General features: G+C 60.9%; 11 protein-coding genes. 7 read left to right on the top strand and 4 right to left on the bottom strand.

The window, feature by feature from the left end:
• Positions 1-138 precede the first annotated feature (138 nt).
• The 4 genes from speA to ACM6IT_RS15840 all read right to left on the bottom strand — a co-directional run bounded on the left by speA (position 139) and on the right by ACM6IT_RS15840 (position 4,552).
• The gene (gene speA / locus ACM6IT_RS15855; RefSeq protein WP_056725278.1) at positions 139-2,052 is read right to left on the bottom strand and encodes an arginine decarboxylase; all 1,914 of its coding nucleotides are present in this window, start codon (positions 2,050-2,052) and stop codon (positions 139-141) included.
• 219 nt (positions 2,053-2,271) lie between these two features.
• Entirely contained in the window at positions 2,272-2,643 is a 372-nt protein-coding gene (locus ACM6IT_RS15850) for a translation initiation factor Sui1 (protein ID WP_008053936.1), read from the bottom strand.
• A 280-nt stretch (positions 2,644-2,923) separates the two neighbouring features.
• Positions 2,924-3,481, bottom strand: a complete 558-nt coding sequence (locus ACM6IT_RS15845) for an NUDIX hydrolase (protein ID WP_056725280.1) — start codon at positions 3,479-3,481, stop codon at positions 2,924-2,926.
• Between the two features lie 3 nt (positions 3,482-3,484).
• Entirely contained in the window at positions 3,485-4,552 is a 1,068-nt protein-coding gene (locus ACM6IT_RS15840) for a DUF2333 family protein (protein WP_046039967.1), read from the bottom strand.
• Positions 4,553-5,039: 487 nt separating this feature from the next.
• Here ACM6IT_RS15840 and gcbA point away from each other — a divergent pair, with 487 nt between their 5' ends.
• From gcbA to prmA, 7 genes are all read left to right on the top strand, one after another.
• Positions 5,040-6,710, top strand: coding sequence for a diguanylate cyclase GcbA (gene gcbA, locus ACM6IT_RS15835; protein WP_414914269.1), 1,671 nt, complete (start codon positions 5,040-5,042; stop codon positions 6,708-6,710).
• Between the two features lie 52 nt (positions 6,711-6,762).
• Positions 6,763-8,709 carry a methyl-accepting chemotaxis protein gene (locus ACM6IT_RS15830; RefSeq protein WP_414918305.1) on the top strand — a complete coding sequence of 649 codons (1,947 nt, stop codon included), beginning with the start codon at positions 6,763-6,765 and terminating at the stop codon, positions 8,707-8,709.
• A gap of 175 nt (positions 8,710-8,884) precedes the next feature.
• Positions 8,885-10,630 (top strand): protein-disulfide reductase DsbD, encoded by a 1,746-nt coding sequence (locus tag ACM6IT_RS15825; protein WP_414918304.1) that lies wholly within the window; start codon positions 8,885-8,887, stop codon positions 10,628-10,630.
• Between the two features lie 132 nt (positions 10,631-10,762).
• Positions 10,763-11,215 (top strand): type II 3-dehydroquinate dehydratase, encoded by a 453-nt coding sequence (gene aroQ, locus ACM6IT_RS15820; protein WP_056725289.1) that lies wholly within the window; start codon positions 10,763-10,765, stop codon positions 11,213-11,215.
• Between the two features lie 48 nt (positions 11,216-11,263).
• Complete coding sequence (accB, locus tag ACM6IT_RS15815; RefSeq protein ID WP_150727805.1) at positions 11,264-11,728, top strand: acetyl-CoA carboxylase biotin carboxyl carrier protein; 465 nt, start codon at positions 11,264-11,266, stop codon at positions 11,726-11,728.
• 17 nt (positions 11,729-11,745) lie between these two features.
• A complete protein-coding gene (gene accC, locus ACM6IT_RS15810) occupies positions 11,746-13,104 on the top strand; it encodes an acetyl-CoA carboxylase biotin carboxylase subunit (protein WP_056725293.1) in 1,359 nt (452 codons plus the stop codon).
• Positions 13,105-13,334: 230 nt separating this feature from the next.
• Positions 13,335-14,213 carry a 50S ribosomal protein L11 methyltransferase gene (prmA, locus tag ACM6IT_RS15805; protein ID WP_056725294.1) on the top strand — a complete coding sequence of 293 codons (879 nt, stop codon included), beginning with the start codon at positions 13,335-13,337 and terminating at the stop codon, positions 14,211-14,213.
• The last annotated feature ends 20 nt before the right edge of the window (positions 14,214-14,233 follow it).

Raw genomic sequence — 14,233 nt, 5'->3', positions numbered from 1 at the left:
AAAAGAAGACCAAATGCGCTGGGTTGTCGAAGATGCTGGAAATTTCGTCTGGAACAGAAAAATTGCCGCACCAGGTCATCTGAAATTTCCGCAGCGAACGGAAAATTTTCAGACAACCTGATGAGCGTGCCCCTTACCTCAGGAAGACAGGTAAGACGAACGGGTCAGCCCCAGACGCAAGGCATCGAGGAACTGCGTGCGCTCGGTGGCGCTGATGCGGGCACTGGCGCACTTGTCGCGGTAGTGGGTCATCAGTTCTTCCGGGGACAAGTGCACGTAACGCAGCATGTCTTCGATGGTGTCGTGGGTTTCGATACCGGCGTGGTACACGCTGCCGTCGGCGTTCTGGTAGATGTTCACCGAGTCGGTGTCACCGAACAGGTTGTGCATGTCGCCAAGAATTTCCTGGTAGGCACCGACCAGGAACACACCCAACAGGTAGTCCTCGCCTTCCTTCAGGGCATGCACCGGCAAACTGGTCTCGATGCTCTGCTCGTCGACGTACTGGTTGATCTTGCCGTCGGAGTCACAGGTCAGGTCTTGCAGCACCGCGCGACGCAACGGCTCTTCGTCGAGACGGTGCAGCGGGATGATCGGCAGGACCTGGTCGATGGCCCAGGTGTCCGGCAGGCTCTGGAACACCGAGAAGTTGCAGATGTACTTGTCGGCCAGCTTGTCGTTGAGTTCGTCCAGCACCTGACGGTGGGAACGCTGGCGTGCCTTCAACGAGTTGTGCAGGCGACGGCAAACAGCGAAGTAGCACTGCTCGGCCAGGGCTTTCTCGGCCAGGGTCAGCTTTCCGTCGGCGTACTGGGAGGCAACATCACTCATGTAGTGCGTGGCGCGCCAGTAGGTTTCGGTAACCATTTCGATGTCGGTGGGACCCAGCAGGTCCACCAGCCACTGCACGGTTTCCGGCAGCGCTTCCTTGTTCTCGATCTGCGGCACGTCGTCGTTGTGTTTCTCGACGTCGGTCACCTGGATCACCAGCATGGCGTGGTGCGCGGTCAGGGAACGGCCGCTTTCGGAGAAGATATTCGGGTGCGGCAGGCTCTGCGCATCGCAGAATTCCTTGAGCATCCCGACCACGACACCGGCGTAGTCGTCCATGTCGTAGTTGATCGAACTGGCGTTACGCGAGTGCGTACCGTCGTAGTCAACGCCCAGGCCACCGCCGACGTCGATGTGGTCCACCGGCAGGCCAAGGTTGCGCAACTCGCCGTAGTAACGGATCGCTTCCTTGAAGCCGTGCTGGTAGTCCGCCAGGTTGGCGATCTGCGAACCCATGTGGAAGTGCAGCAGGCGAATGCCCTGGTCCAGGCCGGCCGCACGGAAACGCTCGACCACCGACAGCAGTTGCGCCGCCGACAGACCGAACTTGGATTTCTCGCCGCCGGTGTCCGCCCACTTGCTCGAGGCCAGGGATGACAGGCGCACGCGCAGGCCGACTTGAGGCTTGACCTTGAGCGAGTTGGCTTCTTCGATCACCAGGCCGACTTCGGATTCTTTCTCGATCACGATGAACACGTTGTGGCCGAGCTTCTGGCCCATCAACGCCAGGCGAATGAATTCGCGGTCCTTGTAGCCGTTGCAGACAATGGTGCCGCCCTTCGGCGCCAATGCCAGCACTGCCAGCAGCTCAGGCTTGGATCCGGCTTCCAGGCCGATGGAAACGTTCTGGGTAGCGATGATGTTCTCGATCACCGCTTCCTGCTGGTTCACCTTGATTGGGTACAGCGCGGTGTATTTGCTCTGGTATTCCAGACGCTCGATGTTCGAATCGAACGCGCCGGTCAGCTGACGCACGCGGTCTTGCAGGATGTCCGGGAAACGGACCAGCAACGGCAAGGACAGGCCGCTTTTGCGCAGCTGGTCGACTTGTTCGTACAGGTCGATAGGCGAGCTGCTCGGACCGTTCGGACGAACTTCGACGCGACCGGCGTCATTGATCGCGAAATACCCGGCCCCCCAATGGCGAATCCCGTAAACACTGCGGCTGTCCGCAACTGTCCATTGGCTGCCATCGTCTTTGCGTGTGCGTCGTACGGACATCGAAGTCCCCTATAAAGAAGTCATAGTGCGTCGCCTGGGTTCAGGCCGGCGCAGTCTAAAGAATGAAAATGACGGTTCGTCAACGAGGCAATAGACCCCGCCGACCGCAGTGAGTTTAGATACCGGTCATGAACAGGCTCTGTGAAAACCATGTAGACGATGCCGGACCTGAATGTCATCAGGACCGGATCAAGCCGCAGGTGGTTTTCACAGAGGCTGCTAGCCGCCGGACTTCTTCGCCTTGAAACCGAGCTTGATCAGTTCTGCCAAGAGTAGCTCGACATGATCGCCCTGGATTTCGATGACACCGTCTTTCAGCGCCCCACCGGTACCGCAACGTTTCTTCAACGTCGTGGCCAGGTCCTTGAGCGCGTCTTCAGCTAACGGCACGCCGGTGATGGTGGTCACCGTCTTGCCGCCACGGCCCTTGCTTTCGCGACGCACGCGAGCGATGCCGTCGCCGGCCGGGATAACGGTCTGTTTGCAGATGCAGGCGTCCACCGGTTTACTGCATTCCGGGCAATGACGACCTGCGTCGGTGGAAAATACCAGGCCGCCCAAGGCGGCGAAGGATGCGGCTTTTTTGGCCACCGGCAATCCTCTTCGGAGGACAAAGACTGGTCGCAGCACTTGGGAAGGCTATCGACCGCGAAGCCCCACTCAGGCAGGGGCAGCGCTACTGAAACGGTACGACGCTTTGTAGGAGCTGACGAGTGCAACGAGGCTGCGATCTTTTGATTTCGACGCGAAAGCAAAGTCAAAAGATCGCAGCCTGCGGCAGCTCCTACAACGGGCAATGCCGGTTCAGCTTGAAAAGGTCGCGCAGTGTAACGGCAAAAACGCCGATTGCTAAGAGCCAATCGGCGCCAATTTATAGCTGTTTTGCGACGTCGATCCGGCGTGAGCGCAAATAGCGCTTCAACGCTGCCAGAGAGTCCGGGCAATAAGGCTTTTGCTCGATTTCCAGCATGACCTGATCGACGGGGATAAAGCGCGCTTCGAGCACCTCTTCGGGTTGCAGGATCAACGGTCCGTCCCATACCGCTGAAAACGCCGAACACCACAGGCGATTGCCGGTGTCCTCGAAGAAAAAGTGATCATGGGCAGTCAGCTCCACGCCACTTACGCCCAGCTCTTCCTCCAGCTCCCTTGCCGCCGACTCGGCGTAGGTTTCACTGGCGAGCACCATGCCCCCCGCCGCCACGTCCCAGTAACCGGGATAGATCGCCTTGCTCAGGGTGCGTCGGTGTACGCACAGCTCGCCAGCGGAGTTGAACAACATAATGTAGGTGCCGCGCCCGATCAGCCCGCGCTCGCGCAAATCGGAACGGACCAGGGCGCCGAGCAGGTTGTCCTGTTCGTCGACCCAGGCGATCTGTTCGGCATCGGAGGCCGCACGGTGCGCGGCTTCCCTGGCGTTATCGACCATGACTCAGCCCTGATTGAGCAATTGGCGCAAATCGATCACCGCGGCGTTGGCCCGGGAAATGTAGTTGGCCATGACCAGCGAGTGGTTGGCCAATACGCCGAAGCCGCTGCCGTTGAGGATCATCGGGCTCCACACCGGCTCCTGCGACGCTTCCAGTTCACGAATGATCTGGCGCACGCTGACCGTGGCGTTCTTCTTGGCCAGCACATCGGCGAAGTCGACTTCGATGGCGCGCAACAAGTGCGACAAGGCCCAGGCCTGGCCGCGAGCTTCGTAGAACACGTTGTCGATCTGCAGCCATGGGGTTTCGACGATTTCCTCATCGACTTGCGGCGCCACACCCGGCGTCACCACCTCGGTTTTCAGCGCAGTGTTGAGCTTGACCCGGCCCACACTGGCCGACAGCCGTTGCGACAGCGAGCCCAGACGGGTACCGACGTCACCCAGCCAGTTGTTCAGGTTGTCGGCGCGGGCATAGAACAATGCGCTCTTCTGGTTTGGATCGGACAGGCGCGCCTGATAGCGGCTCAGGGAATTGATGCCTTCCTGGTACTCGGACTCACTGGATGGCAGCACCCAGCTCTTGTTGTCGAAGTTGAAACGCGGCTCGGCCTTGGCCAGGTCAGCGTCTTCAGCGGACTGCGACTGCGAACGGGCGAAGTCTTTACGCAGTGCCCGGCTCAGGTCACGGACCTGCACCAGCACGCCATATTCCCAGCTCGGCATGTTGTCCATCCACAGGCCTGGCGGGAATCGGTCGTTGGAAATATAGCCGCCTGGCTTGGTCAGCAAGGTGCCGGCGACGGTCTTGAGGGTTTCCACCGTGGTGTAGCCGACGACCATCTGCTTGCCTTCTTTCTCGGCCGCCAGTTGCGCGGTTTGCTGGACCGGGAACAGCGCCGGCTCCTGGCTCCAGTACCAGCCCAGGACACTCGCCACCAACAGGTAGATGCCCAGCAGAGTGGCCAGCGCCCGGCTGAACAACAGACCACCCAGATAACTGCGGGTCTCCGACTTCGGTTCAGCGGCACGTTCAGGCGCACTGTCTGTGCGGTTCTTCCAGTCCAGCATGGCGATTTCCTTTCAAGCTCTTGAGTTCAACGGTTCGACCACAACCATACAACAACGTGCCTTGGCCCGGCACCCGCCATCGCACCGATGCGAAAAATTACCGGGCTTGCAGATCAAAGGAGTACCTGTGCAGCCGACGACGTCGCGACCATCGAAATCCCCCCCTAATGGTTTGGATTGCCACCCTAAGGGAATCCCCGACCCTCTGAAATCCAAAAAACCGGACCGATCAGCACCGGTAAAAAATCATCAATGGCCAGTTGTCAGCTGCTCGCCCATTTCCGCCCCGCACCCGCCAAGTGCCCTGATTCAAGCACTACGCCCCTTGCGAACCGCGACTTGAAAGACTCGAAAAAGACCGATCAGTCACAAACTGAATGAAGTCACATTGCAGATTATTGACGTACAGCACTCATGCAATGGACAAGTGGTGCTAGCATAGAGCCACCACTCGACCTCAGTGTGCACCCTAACTAGTAGTCAGGATATGACCGAGCCAGAAGATCCCAGCCGCGAGCGCCTCAAGCACCACTTTGCCCAGCGGGTAATTCATCAGGCTCGTCAGATTCTTGAGATATGGCAGCGCCTGCAACGCAGTGAGTGGTCCACCGCCGACCTTTTGGAACTGAGCGAGGCCAATCTGCGCCTGCTGCGTTTCGCCGAGCGCTTCGAACAACCGGAACACACGCAACTGGCACGCCACATCGGTCAGTCCCTGGAGGCGGTCGACGCCAATCGCGGACGCCTGAGCAGCGGCCTGATCACCGATCTCAATCGCTTGATGCAGCGCCTGTCACGCACCGGCCTGCGCCATGGCGACCAACTCGATCAAACCTTCCTGCCGCCGCTGCGCAAGCCCATTTACGTGATGCTGCAGGATCACGATCGCGCCGAGCGCCTGGCCAAGCAACTGGAATTCTTCGGCCTCAGCGCCCAGTCCCTGGACAGCGTAGACGCGTTTCGCTCATCGATGGTCGAGCGCCTGCCGGCGGCGATTGTCATGGACGTGGACTTCAGTGGCACCGGCGTCGGCCTGAAACTGGCCGCCGAAGCCCAGGAAGGCCTCGATCATCAACTGCCGCTGCTGTTCTTCAGCCTGCACGAAACCGACACTCCGACCCGCCTGGCAGCCGTGCGCGCCGGCGGCCAGGAATTCCTCACCGGCACCCTCGAAGCGTCGAGCCTGCTGGAGAAGATCGAGGTCCTGACCTGCGTCGCCCAGTACGAGCCTTATAAAGTACTGATCATCGACGACTCCCGCGCCCAGGCCTTGCACACCGAGCGCTTGCTCAACAGCGCAGGGATCGTCACCCGCACCTTGATCGAGCCAATCCAGGCGATGGCCGAACTGGCGGATTTCCAGCCGGACCTGATCATCCTCGACATGTACATGCCGGCCTGCACCGGTACGGAACTGGCCAAGGTCATTCGCCATAACGACCGTTACGTCAGCGTGCCGATCATTTACCTGTCAGCCGAAGACGACCTGGACAAGCAACTCGACGCCATGAGCGAAGGCGGCGATGACTTCCTGACCAAACCGATCAAGCCCCGGCACCTGATCACCACCGTGCGCAATCGTGCGGCCCGGGCACGCAACCTCAAGGCACGGATGGTCCGCGACAGCCTCACCGGGTTGTACAACCACACGCACATCCTGCAATTGCTCGAAGACTGCTCGTTCCGCGCCCGCCGCGAAAGCAAGCCGCTGAGCTTTGCCATGCTCGACATCGACCACTTCAAACGGGTCAACGACAGCCACGGCCACCCCATGGGCGACCGGGTGATCAAGAGCCTGGCGCTGTTTCTCAAGCAACGCCTGCGCAAAACCGACTTCATCGGCCGCTACGGTGGCGAAGAATTCGCCATCGTCATGCCGGACACCGATATCGAAGCGGCCTACAACGTGCTCGATGAAATCCGTCAGCGCTTTGCCGAGATTCACTACCCCGCGCAACCCGAGGATCTGTGGTGCACCTTCAGCGCCGGAGTGGTTGAGCTTTGCGAAAGCTCCGACAGCCTGATGATGGCCAGCCAGGCGGACGAAGCGCTGTACCGCGCCAAACACGGCGGACGCAATCGCGTCCAGGCGGCCCGGACATCAAAGCAAAGTGCCACTTTTTTATCGGAATCGACCGATACGGTCATAAGCCTGTAACAGAAACGCAATAACTTCAGGCGCTTACCATTTCTGCCGTTGGTAGTCCGTGATGCGCCTGAAGCTGCTGACCAATCTCAATACCCTCCTTCTGGTGGCCGTGTGCGTGGCCCTCGGCGCTACGCTGTGGTGGTCGCAGAAAGCCCTTGAGCGTCCGTATCTATTAATGGAGCGCTACCTGGGCCTGTCGCAGCAATTTCAGAATGACGTCGTCCGCAGTGTCGAGGATTACCTGGGCAGCGGCGACGCGTTGCGCCTGAGCACTGCCGCCCAAGGCATCGACAGCCTGCAAAAAGAACTCGGCGAATTGCCACCGGCCCTGGCCGAGGCGTTACGCCCAAGCCTTTGGACCCTTGAAGAATTCAGCAAGACCGACCTGCTGGCCGCCGGCAAGCTGGCAGGCGATCCGCAGGCCTTGCTGCTGCAGGCCGAGCGGGAACTGGGCGCCAGTCTCGATCAACTCAGCCAGTACGCCAGCGGCAATGCGGCTTACCTGACGCCGCTGCTCACCGCATCGCAACACCTGGGCAAATTGTCCCTGGCCCGTGACAAACTGGTCAGCAGCGGCCGCAGTGAACTGGCCGCCGATGTCGAACGCGAAGTGACCAACATCCGCACCCAGGCTGAAAAACTGGACGCCCTGCCTTTGCTCGGCGTAGCCACCAGAGGCGAGTCGAACACCGACGATTTCGCCTCGATGATGGGCCTTGAGAACACTGAAAAAACCGTTGCCGAAGATGCCGGCGTGGGCCTCAAGCGTGAGCTCAACAGCCTGCTCACCCGCTACCCGGCCGAGCTTTCGCGCACCCGCGATCAAATCCAGAAGCGCGCCGACCTCAGCGCGGCGACCCACCTGAAAATCGCCGACGTGCAACAGGCCATTGCCGGGCTGGAACCGGTAGTACGCGCCCAGCACGGGCAGATCCAGGGTGAAGTGCGGGTGATGCAAGGCGTGATGATCGGCTTGATTCTGTTGATCGCCCTGCTGATCGACACCCTGCAGCGCAAACTCGCCCGAACCCTGACCAACCTCGCCCCGGCCCTCTCGACCTGGGCCGAAGGCGACTTCAGCCGCGACATTCAACTGGGCAGCACCAACCGCGAATTGCATGACATTGAAGCCTCCCTCAACCGCTTGCGCGCCTATCTGGTGGACCTGGTGGGGACCATTCGCCGCAACGCCGAGCAGGTGGCCGACAGCAGCCGCACCCTGGCCGACCTGAGCAACGACCTGCACGACGGTGCCGAGCATCAGGCCGGTGACACGGCACTGATCCGTGACTCCCTCAGCGAACTGGAAGCGACCATTCAACAAGTCGCCGGCGATGCCAGCCAGGCCGCCGACGCCAGCCGCCACGCCGGCCTGGCCGTGGAGCACGGACAGAGAGTCATCGGCCTGAGCCTCACGGGTCTGCATGCGCTGGTGGATGAAGTGCAAGGCAATGCGCAAATGATTGAACACCTGGCTGAAGAGTCGGCCACCATCGGCGGCGTGCTGACGGTGATCCGCTCGATTGCCGACCAGACCAACCTGCTGGCCTTGAACGCCGCCATCGAGGCGGCCCGGGCCGGGGAAATGGGCCGAGGCTTTGCAGTGGTGGCCGAAGAGGTGCGCTCACTGGCGCAACGTACCGCCGGGGCCACGGCAGAAATCCAGACGCTGATCGCAGGACTGCAAACCGCCGCGCGGCAATCGGTGGAAGGCATGCGCGCCCAGGTCGCACACGCCGAAGCGACCGCCGGCCAGGCCCAGGCCGCGGATGGGGCACTGGATAAGATCGTGGGGGCGATCCAGACCATTTCCGCCACGGCGGTACGCATTGCTGATGTCACCGCCCAGCAAAGCGGCGCTGTCAGCGAAATCCGGGACCACAGTGAGCGGATTCACCAGTTGGGCGGGGATAACCTGCTGCGCATTGGCCAAGGGCGTGAGCAAGGGGAGAATTTGCTGGTGCTGGGTGGGCGATTGCATACGGCCGTTCAGGCCTTCCGCGTCTGATAAATCGCTTTCACTGTAGGAGCTGCCGAAGGCTCGGGCCGCGTTCGGACGATCTTTTGACTTTGCCTCTCAAGAGCAAGATCAAAAGATCGCAGCCTTCGGCAGCTCCTACGCAGTTCGATGTGACCATGCTCTCTCAGCTATCATCCCCCCAATTCCGATACGCGAGATCGTCATGCGCCGTTTGCTTTGCCTGCTGTTTTTAGTGTTCGCCCTGCCGGCCAGCGCCACTGGCTTGCTGGAGAACCGACCCAGCTCCAGCCTGGGCTCGATCAACAACAGCGCCGACTTCCTGCCGGTGCGCGAAGCTTTCCGGCTGAGCCTGGTAGAGAGCACGCCGCAATCGATAAAGCTGCGTTTCGTCGCCACCGAAGGTTATTACCTCTACCGCCACCGCTTTCAATTTCGCGCCGATCCGGCCGATGTCGCCCTCGGAGCGGCGAAACTGCCCGACGGTCAGAAAAAGCACGATGAATACTTCGGCGATGTCGAGGTCTATCACGGCATTCTCGACGTCGAGTTGCCGCGCACCGACCAACGCGCCTTCACCCTGGTCGTGACCTATCAGGGATGCGCCGACAAAGGCCTGTGCTATCCACCGGAAACCGAGCGCCTGAGTATCGACGGCAGCGGCGCTCCGGCGACGGTTTATCCATGGAGCTGGCGCGAACTGGCGCTGTTTTTCCTCGCGGGCCTGGGCCTGACGTTCACGCCATGCGTGCTGCCCATGCTGCCGATCCTGTCCGGCGTGGTACTGCGCGGTCAGGTCGGTGGCTGGCGCGGCTTCAATCTGTCGCTGGCCTATGTGCTGCCGATGGCCGCCTGCTTTGCCCTGCTCGGAGCCCTGATGGGCCTGTTCGGTGCCCAACTCAATCTGCAGGCGCGACTGCAGTCGGCCTGGGTGCTGGTGCCGTTCGCGATGTTTTTCGCCGTGTTTGCCCTGGCAATGTTCGGCGTGTTCGAGCTCAAGTTGCCGCACGCCATCAGCAGTCGCCTGGACCGCATCGCCGGCCGCACCGAAGGCGGGTCATTGTGGGGCGCCGCAGTGTTGGGCGTGGTCTCCAGCTTGCTGGTCTCACCCTGTGTTTCGGCGCCATTGGCCGGCGCGCTGCTGTACATCAGCGCCAGTGGCGATGCGCTGGGCGGCGGCTTGAAACTGTTCATGCTCGGCCTCGGCATGGGCGCGCCGCTGTTGCTGGTGGCCACCGGTGGCGCAGCCTGGCTGCCGAAAAGCGGTCCGTGGCTGGTCTACGTGAAAAACGCGATTGGCGTGTTGTTGCTCGGGTTGGCCGTCGGCTTGCTCAGCCGCGTCTTGCCGGGTCAGGTCACCTTGTTGCTCATCGGTTTGCTGGCCGGCGGCGTCGGCCTGTTCATGGGAGCGCTGGAGTTCGTCTATAAACCACCGCGCAAACGCCTGGGCCAATTGCTCGGCATGTTCCTGCTGTTTTACGCACTGGCCTGCTGGTACGGCGCCTTCAGCGGCCAGACCGACCCGCTCAACCCGATCGGCCAGCCCCGTATCGTTGCCAACAACAGCCCCGCGCAAAACGCCAGCACCTGGCAAACTGTCAGCACGCCGGCCGATCTGGACCGAGCACTCGCCGACGCACGCGCATCCGGCACACCGCTGCTGCTCGACTGGTACGCCGACTGGTGCATAAGCTGCAAAGTCATCGAGCGTGAGGTGCTGGACGACCCTGTCGTCATCGAACGCCTCAAGGGCTACCGGCTTATTCGCTTCGACATCACCGCCAGCAACGCCGAGCAACGCGCCCTGCTCGACCGTTACCAGTTGTTCGGGCCACCGGCCCTGATGTTTTTTGGCAAGGACGGTGTCGAACGCGCCGATGTTCGGGTGATCGGCGAGATCAACGCCAGGGACTTCGCCGAACGTGTTGCCAGGGCGAATGACCAAATTTAATCAAGCAGTCATATATTTCGCGCAAACATCGGTCATCGTGCGGGCTATTGCAGAGAACTGGACAGTCACAAAGGCTTTGCGGCATAGTCGCCGGGTTCTGACAATTGCTCACAGATAACATAGGAACCGCCGATGGCGACGTTACTCGTTCTGCACGGACCCAACCTGAACCTGCTCGGCACTCGTGAACCGGGCACCTATGGCGCCACGACGCTGGCTCAGATCAACCAGGACCTGGAACGCCGTGCCCGCGAAGGCGGTCACCATTTGCTGCACCTGCAAAGCAACGCCGAGTACGAATTGATCGACCGCATCCACGCTGCCCGCAGCGAAGGCGTGGACTTCATTCTGATCAACCCAGCAGCTTTTACACATACAAGTGTCGCATTACGTGACGCGCTGCTGGCGGTGAGCATCCCATTCATCGAAGTGCATTTGTCTAACGTGCACAAACGCGAACCTTTCCGCCATCACTCTTACTTCTCCGACGTAGCGGTGGGAGTGATCTGCGGCCTTGGCGCCAGCGGTTATCGACTGGCCCTGGAGGCCGCCCTAGAGCAGCTTCAAATACAGGCAACAGCTTGAACAACAAGCGTTAAACGCCCCTGACCGACCCTTGGGAGTTGATGATTCATGGATATCCGTAAAGTTAAGAAACTGATCGAATTGCTGGAAGAGTCCGGCATCGACGAGCTCGAGATCAAGGAAGGCGAAGAGTCCGTACGCATCAGCCGTCATAGCAAGACCCCGGCTCAGCAGTACTACGCGCCAGCTCCAATGCACGCTCCGGCCCCCGCGCCTGTCGCTGCCGCCGCTCCGGCTGCCGCTGCCGCACCTGTTGCCGCCGCCGCGCCAGCACTGAACGGCACTGTTGCCCGTTCGCCGATGGTCGGTACTTTCTATCGCAAGTCTTCGCCAACCTCGCCGTCCTTCGTCGAAGTCGGCCAGACCGTGAAGAAAGGCGACACCCTGTGCATCGTTGAAGCCATGAAGATGATGAACCACATCGAAGCTGAAACCAGCGGTGTGATCGAATCCATCCTCGTCGAAGACGGCCAGCCGGTTGAGTACGACCAACCGCTGTTCACCATCGTTTGAACCGCGGAGAGCCTTTGATGACTGCGAAGTTGGAAAAAGTTCTGATCGCCAACCGCGGTGAGATCGCCCTGCGGATCCTGCGCGCCTGCAAAGAGATGGGCATCAAGACCGTCGCCGTTTACTCCAAGGCCGACAAGGAACTGATGCACCTGGGCCTGGCAGACGAATCCGTCTGCATCGGTCCGGCATCGGCCGCCCACTCCTACCTGCACATTCCGGCAATCATTGCCGCGGCCGAAGTGACTGGCGCTACCGCCATTCACCCGGGCTACGGCTTCCTTGCGGAAAACGCCGACTTCGCCGAGCAGGTCGAGAACTCCGGCTTCGCGTTCATTGGCCCGAAAGCCGAAACCATTCGCCTGATGGGCGACAAGGTATCGGCCAAGCACGCCATGATCGCTGCCGGCGTTCCGACTGTTCCGGGCTCTGACGGCCCGCTGCCGGAAGACGAAGAAACCGCTCTGCGCATTGGTCGCGAAGTCGGTTACCCGGTGATCATCAAGGCCGCTGGCGGCGGCGGTGGTCGCGGCATGCGCGTTGTGCATAAAGAAGAAGACCTGATCTCCTTCGCGAAACTGACCCGTACCGAAGCTGGCGCGGCGTTCGGCAACCCGATGGTCTATCTGGAAAAATTCCTGACCAACCCGCGTCACGTGGAAGTCCAGGTCCTTTCCGATGGCCAGGGCCAGGCTATCCATCTGGGCGACCGCGACTGCTCGCTGCAACGCCGTCACCAGAAGGTTCTCGAAGAAGCGCCAGCACCGGGCATCGACGAAAACGCACGTGAGGAAGTACTCGCACGCTGCGTCAAGGCTTGCATCGACATCGGCTACCGGGGCGCTGGCACTTTCGAGTTCCTGTACGAAAACGGTCGCTTCTACTTCATCGAGATGAACACTCGTGTCCAGGTAGAGCACCCGGTTTCGGAAATGGTCACCGGCATCGACATCGTCAAGGAGATGCTGAGCATCGCCGCCGGCAACAAGCTGTCGTTCACCCAGGATGACGTGGTCATCCGCGGTCACGCGCTGGAATGCCGGATCAACGCCGAAGACCCGAAAACCTTCATGCCGAGCCCGGGCACGGTCAAGCATTTCCACGCCCCAGGCGGCAACGGCGTTCGCGTCGACTCGCACCTGTACAGTGGTTATGCCGTTCCGCCGAACTACGACTCGTTGATCGGCAAGCTGATCACCTACGGGGCAACCCGTGACGAAGCCATGGCGCGCATGCGCAATGCGCTGGACGAGATCGTGGTCGACGGGATCAAGACCAACATCCCGCTGCACCGCGACCTGACCCGCGACGAAGGCTTCTGCAAAGGGGGCGTGAACATTCACTACCTCGAGCACAAGCTGGCTGGCGAGAAGCACTAAGCTTCGACCCCATCGACAAAGCCGCCTTCGGGCGGCTTTGTTGTTTAAGTTCAAAAGATCGCAGCCTTCGGCAGCTCCTACATTTGAAATGCGTTCCCCTGTAGGAGCTGCCGCAGGCTGCGATCTTTTTGCTTCACCCCTATAGTCGTCTTCTGCCCCGCGCTCGCGTAAACTTGCGTCCTTCTCGCAGCCCGCCAGGCTGCAATCAATATTTTTCAAAGGTGCCCGCCATGCCTTGGCTGCAAGTACGTCTCGCCATCAGCCCAGAACAAGCCGAAACCTATGAAGACGCTTTCCTTGAAGTGGGCGCCGTGTCGGTGACCTTCATGGACGCCGAAGATCAGCCGATCTTCGAGCCGGAACTCAACACCACGCCGCTGTGGTCGCACACGCACCTGCTGGCCCTGTTCGAAGGTGGCACCGAGCCAGGCCCGGTATTGGCTCATCTGGAGTTGCTGACCGGCAGCCCGCTGCCCGAGCACCACAGCGAAGTGATCGAAGACCAGGACTGGGAACGCAGCTGGATGGATGGTTTCCAGCCAATGCGTTTCGGCCAGCGCCTGTGGATCGTGCCGAGTTGGCATGCCGCACCAGAACCTGACGCCGTGAATTTGCTGCTGGACCCGGGCCTGGCGTTCGGCACCGGCACCCACCCGACCACCGCACTATGCCTGGAATGGCTCGACGGTCAGGACCTGAAAGACTGCAACGTGCTGGACTTCGGTTGCGGCTCGGGGATTCTGGCGATTGCCGCACTGTTGCTGGGCGCCAGGGAAGCCGTCGGCACCGATATCGACGTGCAGGCGCTGGAAGCCTCCCGCGACAACGCCGGGCGCAACAACATCGCCGACCACCTGTTCCCGCTGTATCTGCCGCAAGACCTGCCGCAGGTGCAGGCCGACGTGCTGGTGGCCAACATTCTCGCCGGTCCGCTGGTGTCCCTGGCGCCACAGCTGTCGGGCCTGGTCAAGTCGGGCGGTCGCCTGGCGCTGTCGGGCATCCTCGCCGAACAGGGCGATGAAGTCGCTGCCGCCTACACCAAGGACTTCGATCTGGACCCGATCGCCAATCGCGATGGCTGGGTGCGCATCACTGGCCGTCGGCGCTAGAATGAGCGTCTGCATAATCC

Source organism: Pseudomonas sp. IT-P4, assembly GCF_949767755.1.
GTDB classification, from domain to species: domain Bacteria; phylum Pseudomonadota; class Gammaproteobacteria; order Pseudomonadales; family Pseudomonadaceae; genus Aquipseudomonas; species Aquipseudomonas monachiensis.
This window is presented reverse-complemented; position numbering and strand designations above follow the sequence as displayed.

Excerpts from the sequence above, each read along its gene's own strand:
- speA (WP_056725278.1), bottom strand. The coding sequence starts at position 2,052 with ATGTCCGTACGACGCACACGCAAAGACGATGGCAGCCAATGGACAGTT.
- ACM6IT_RS15845 (WP_056725280.1), bottom strand. The coding sequence starts at position 3,481 with ATGGTCGATAACGCCAGGGAAGCCGCGCACCGTGCGGCCTCCGATGCC.
- ACM6IT_RS15840 (WP_046039967.1), bottom strand. The coding sequence starts at position 4,552 with ATGCTGGACTGGAAGAACCGCACAGACAGTGCGCCTGAACGTGCCGCT.
- gcbA (WP_414914269.1), top strand. The coding sequence starts at position 5,040 with ATGACCGAGCCAGAAGATCCCAGCCGCGAGCGCCTCAAGCACCACTTT.
- ACM6IT_RS15830 (WP_414918305.1), top strand. The coding sequence starts at position 6,763 with ATGCGCCTGAAGCTGCTGACCAATCTCAATACCCTCCTTCTGGTGGCC.
- ACM6IT_RS15825 (WP_414918304.1), top strand. The coding sequence starts at position 8,885 with ATGCGCCGTTTGCTTTGCCTGCTGTTTTTAGTGTTCGCCCTGCCGGCC.
- aroQ (WP_056725289.1), top strand. The coding sequence starts at position 10,763 with ATGGCGACGTTACTCGTTCTGCACGGACCCAACCTGAACCTGCTCGGC.
- accB (WP_150727805.1), top strand. The coding sequence starts at position 11,264 with ATGGATATCCGTAAAGTTAAGAAACTGATCGAATTGCTGGAAGAGTCC.
- accC (WP_056725293.1), top strand. The coding sequence starts at position 11,746 with ATGACTGCGAAGTTGGAAAAAGTTCTGATCGCCAACCGCGGTGAGATC.
- prmA (WP_056725294.1), top strand. The coding sequence starts at position 13,335 with ATGCCTTGGCTGCAAGTACGTCTCGCCATCAGCCCAGAACAAGCCGAA.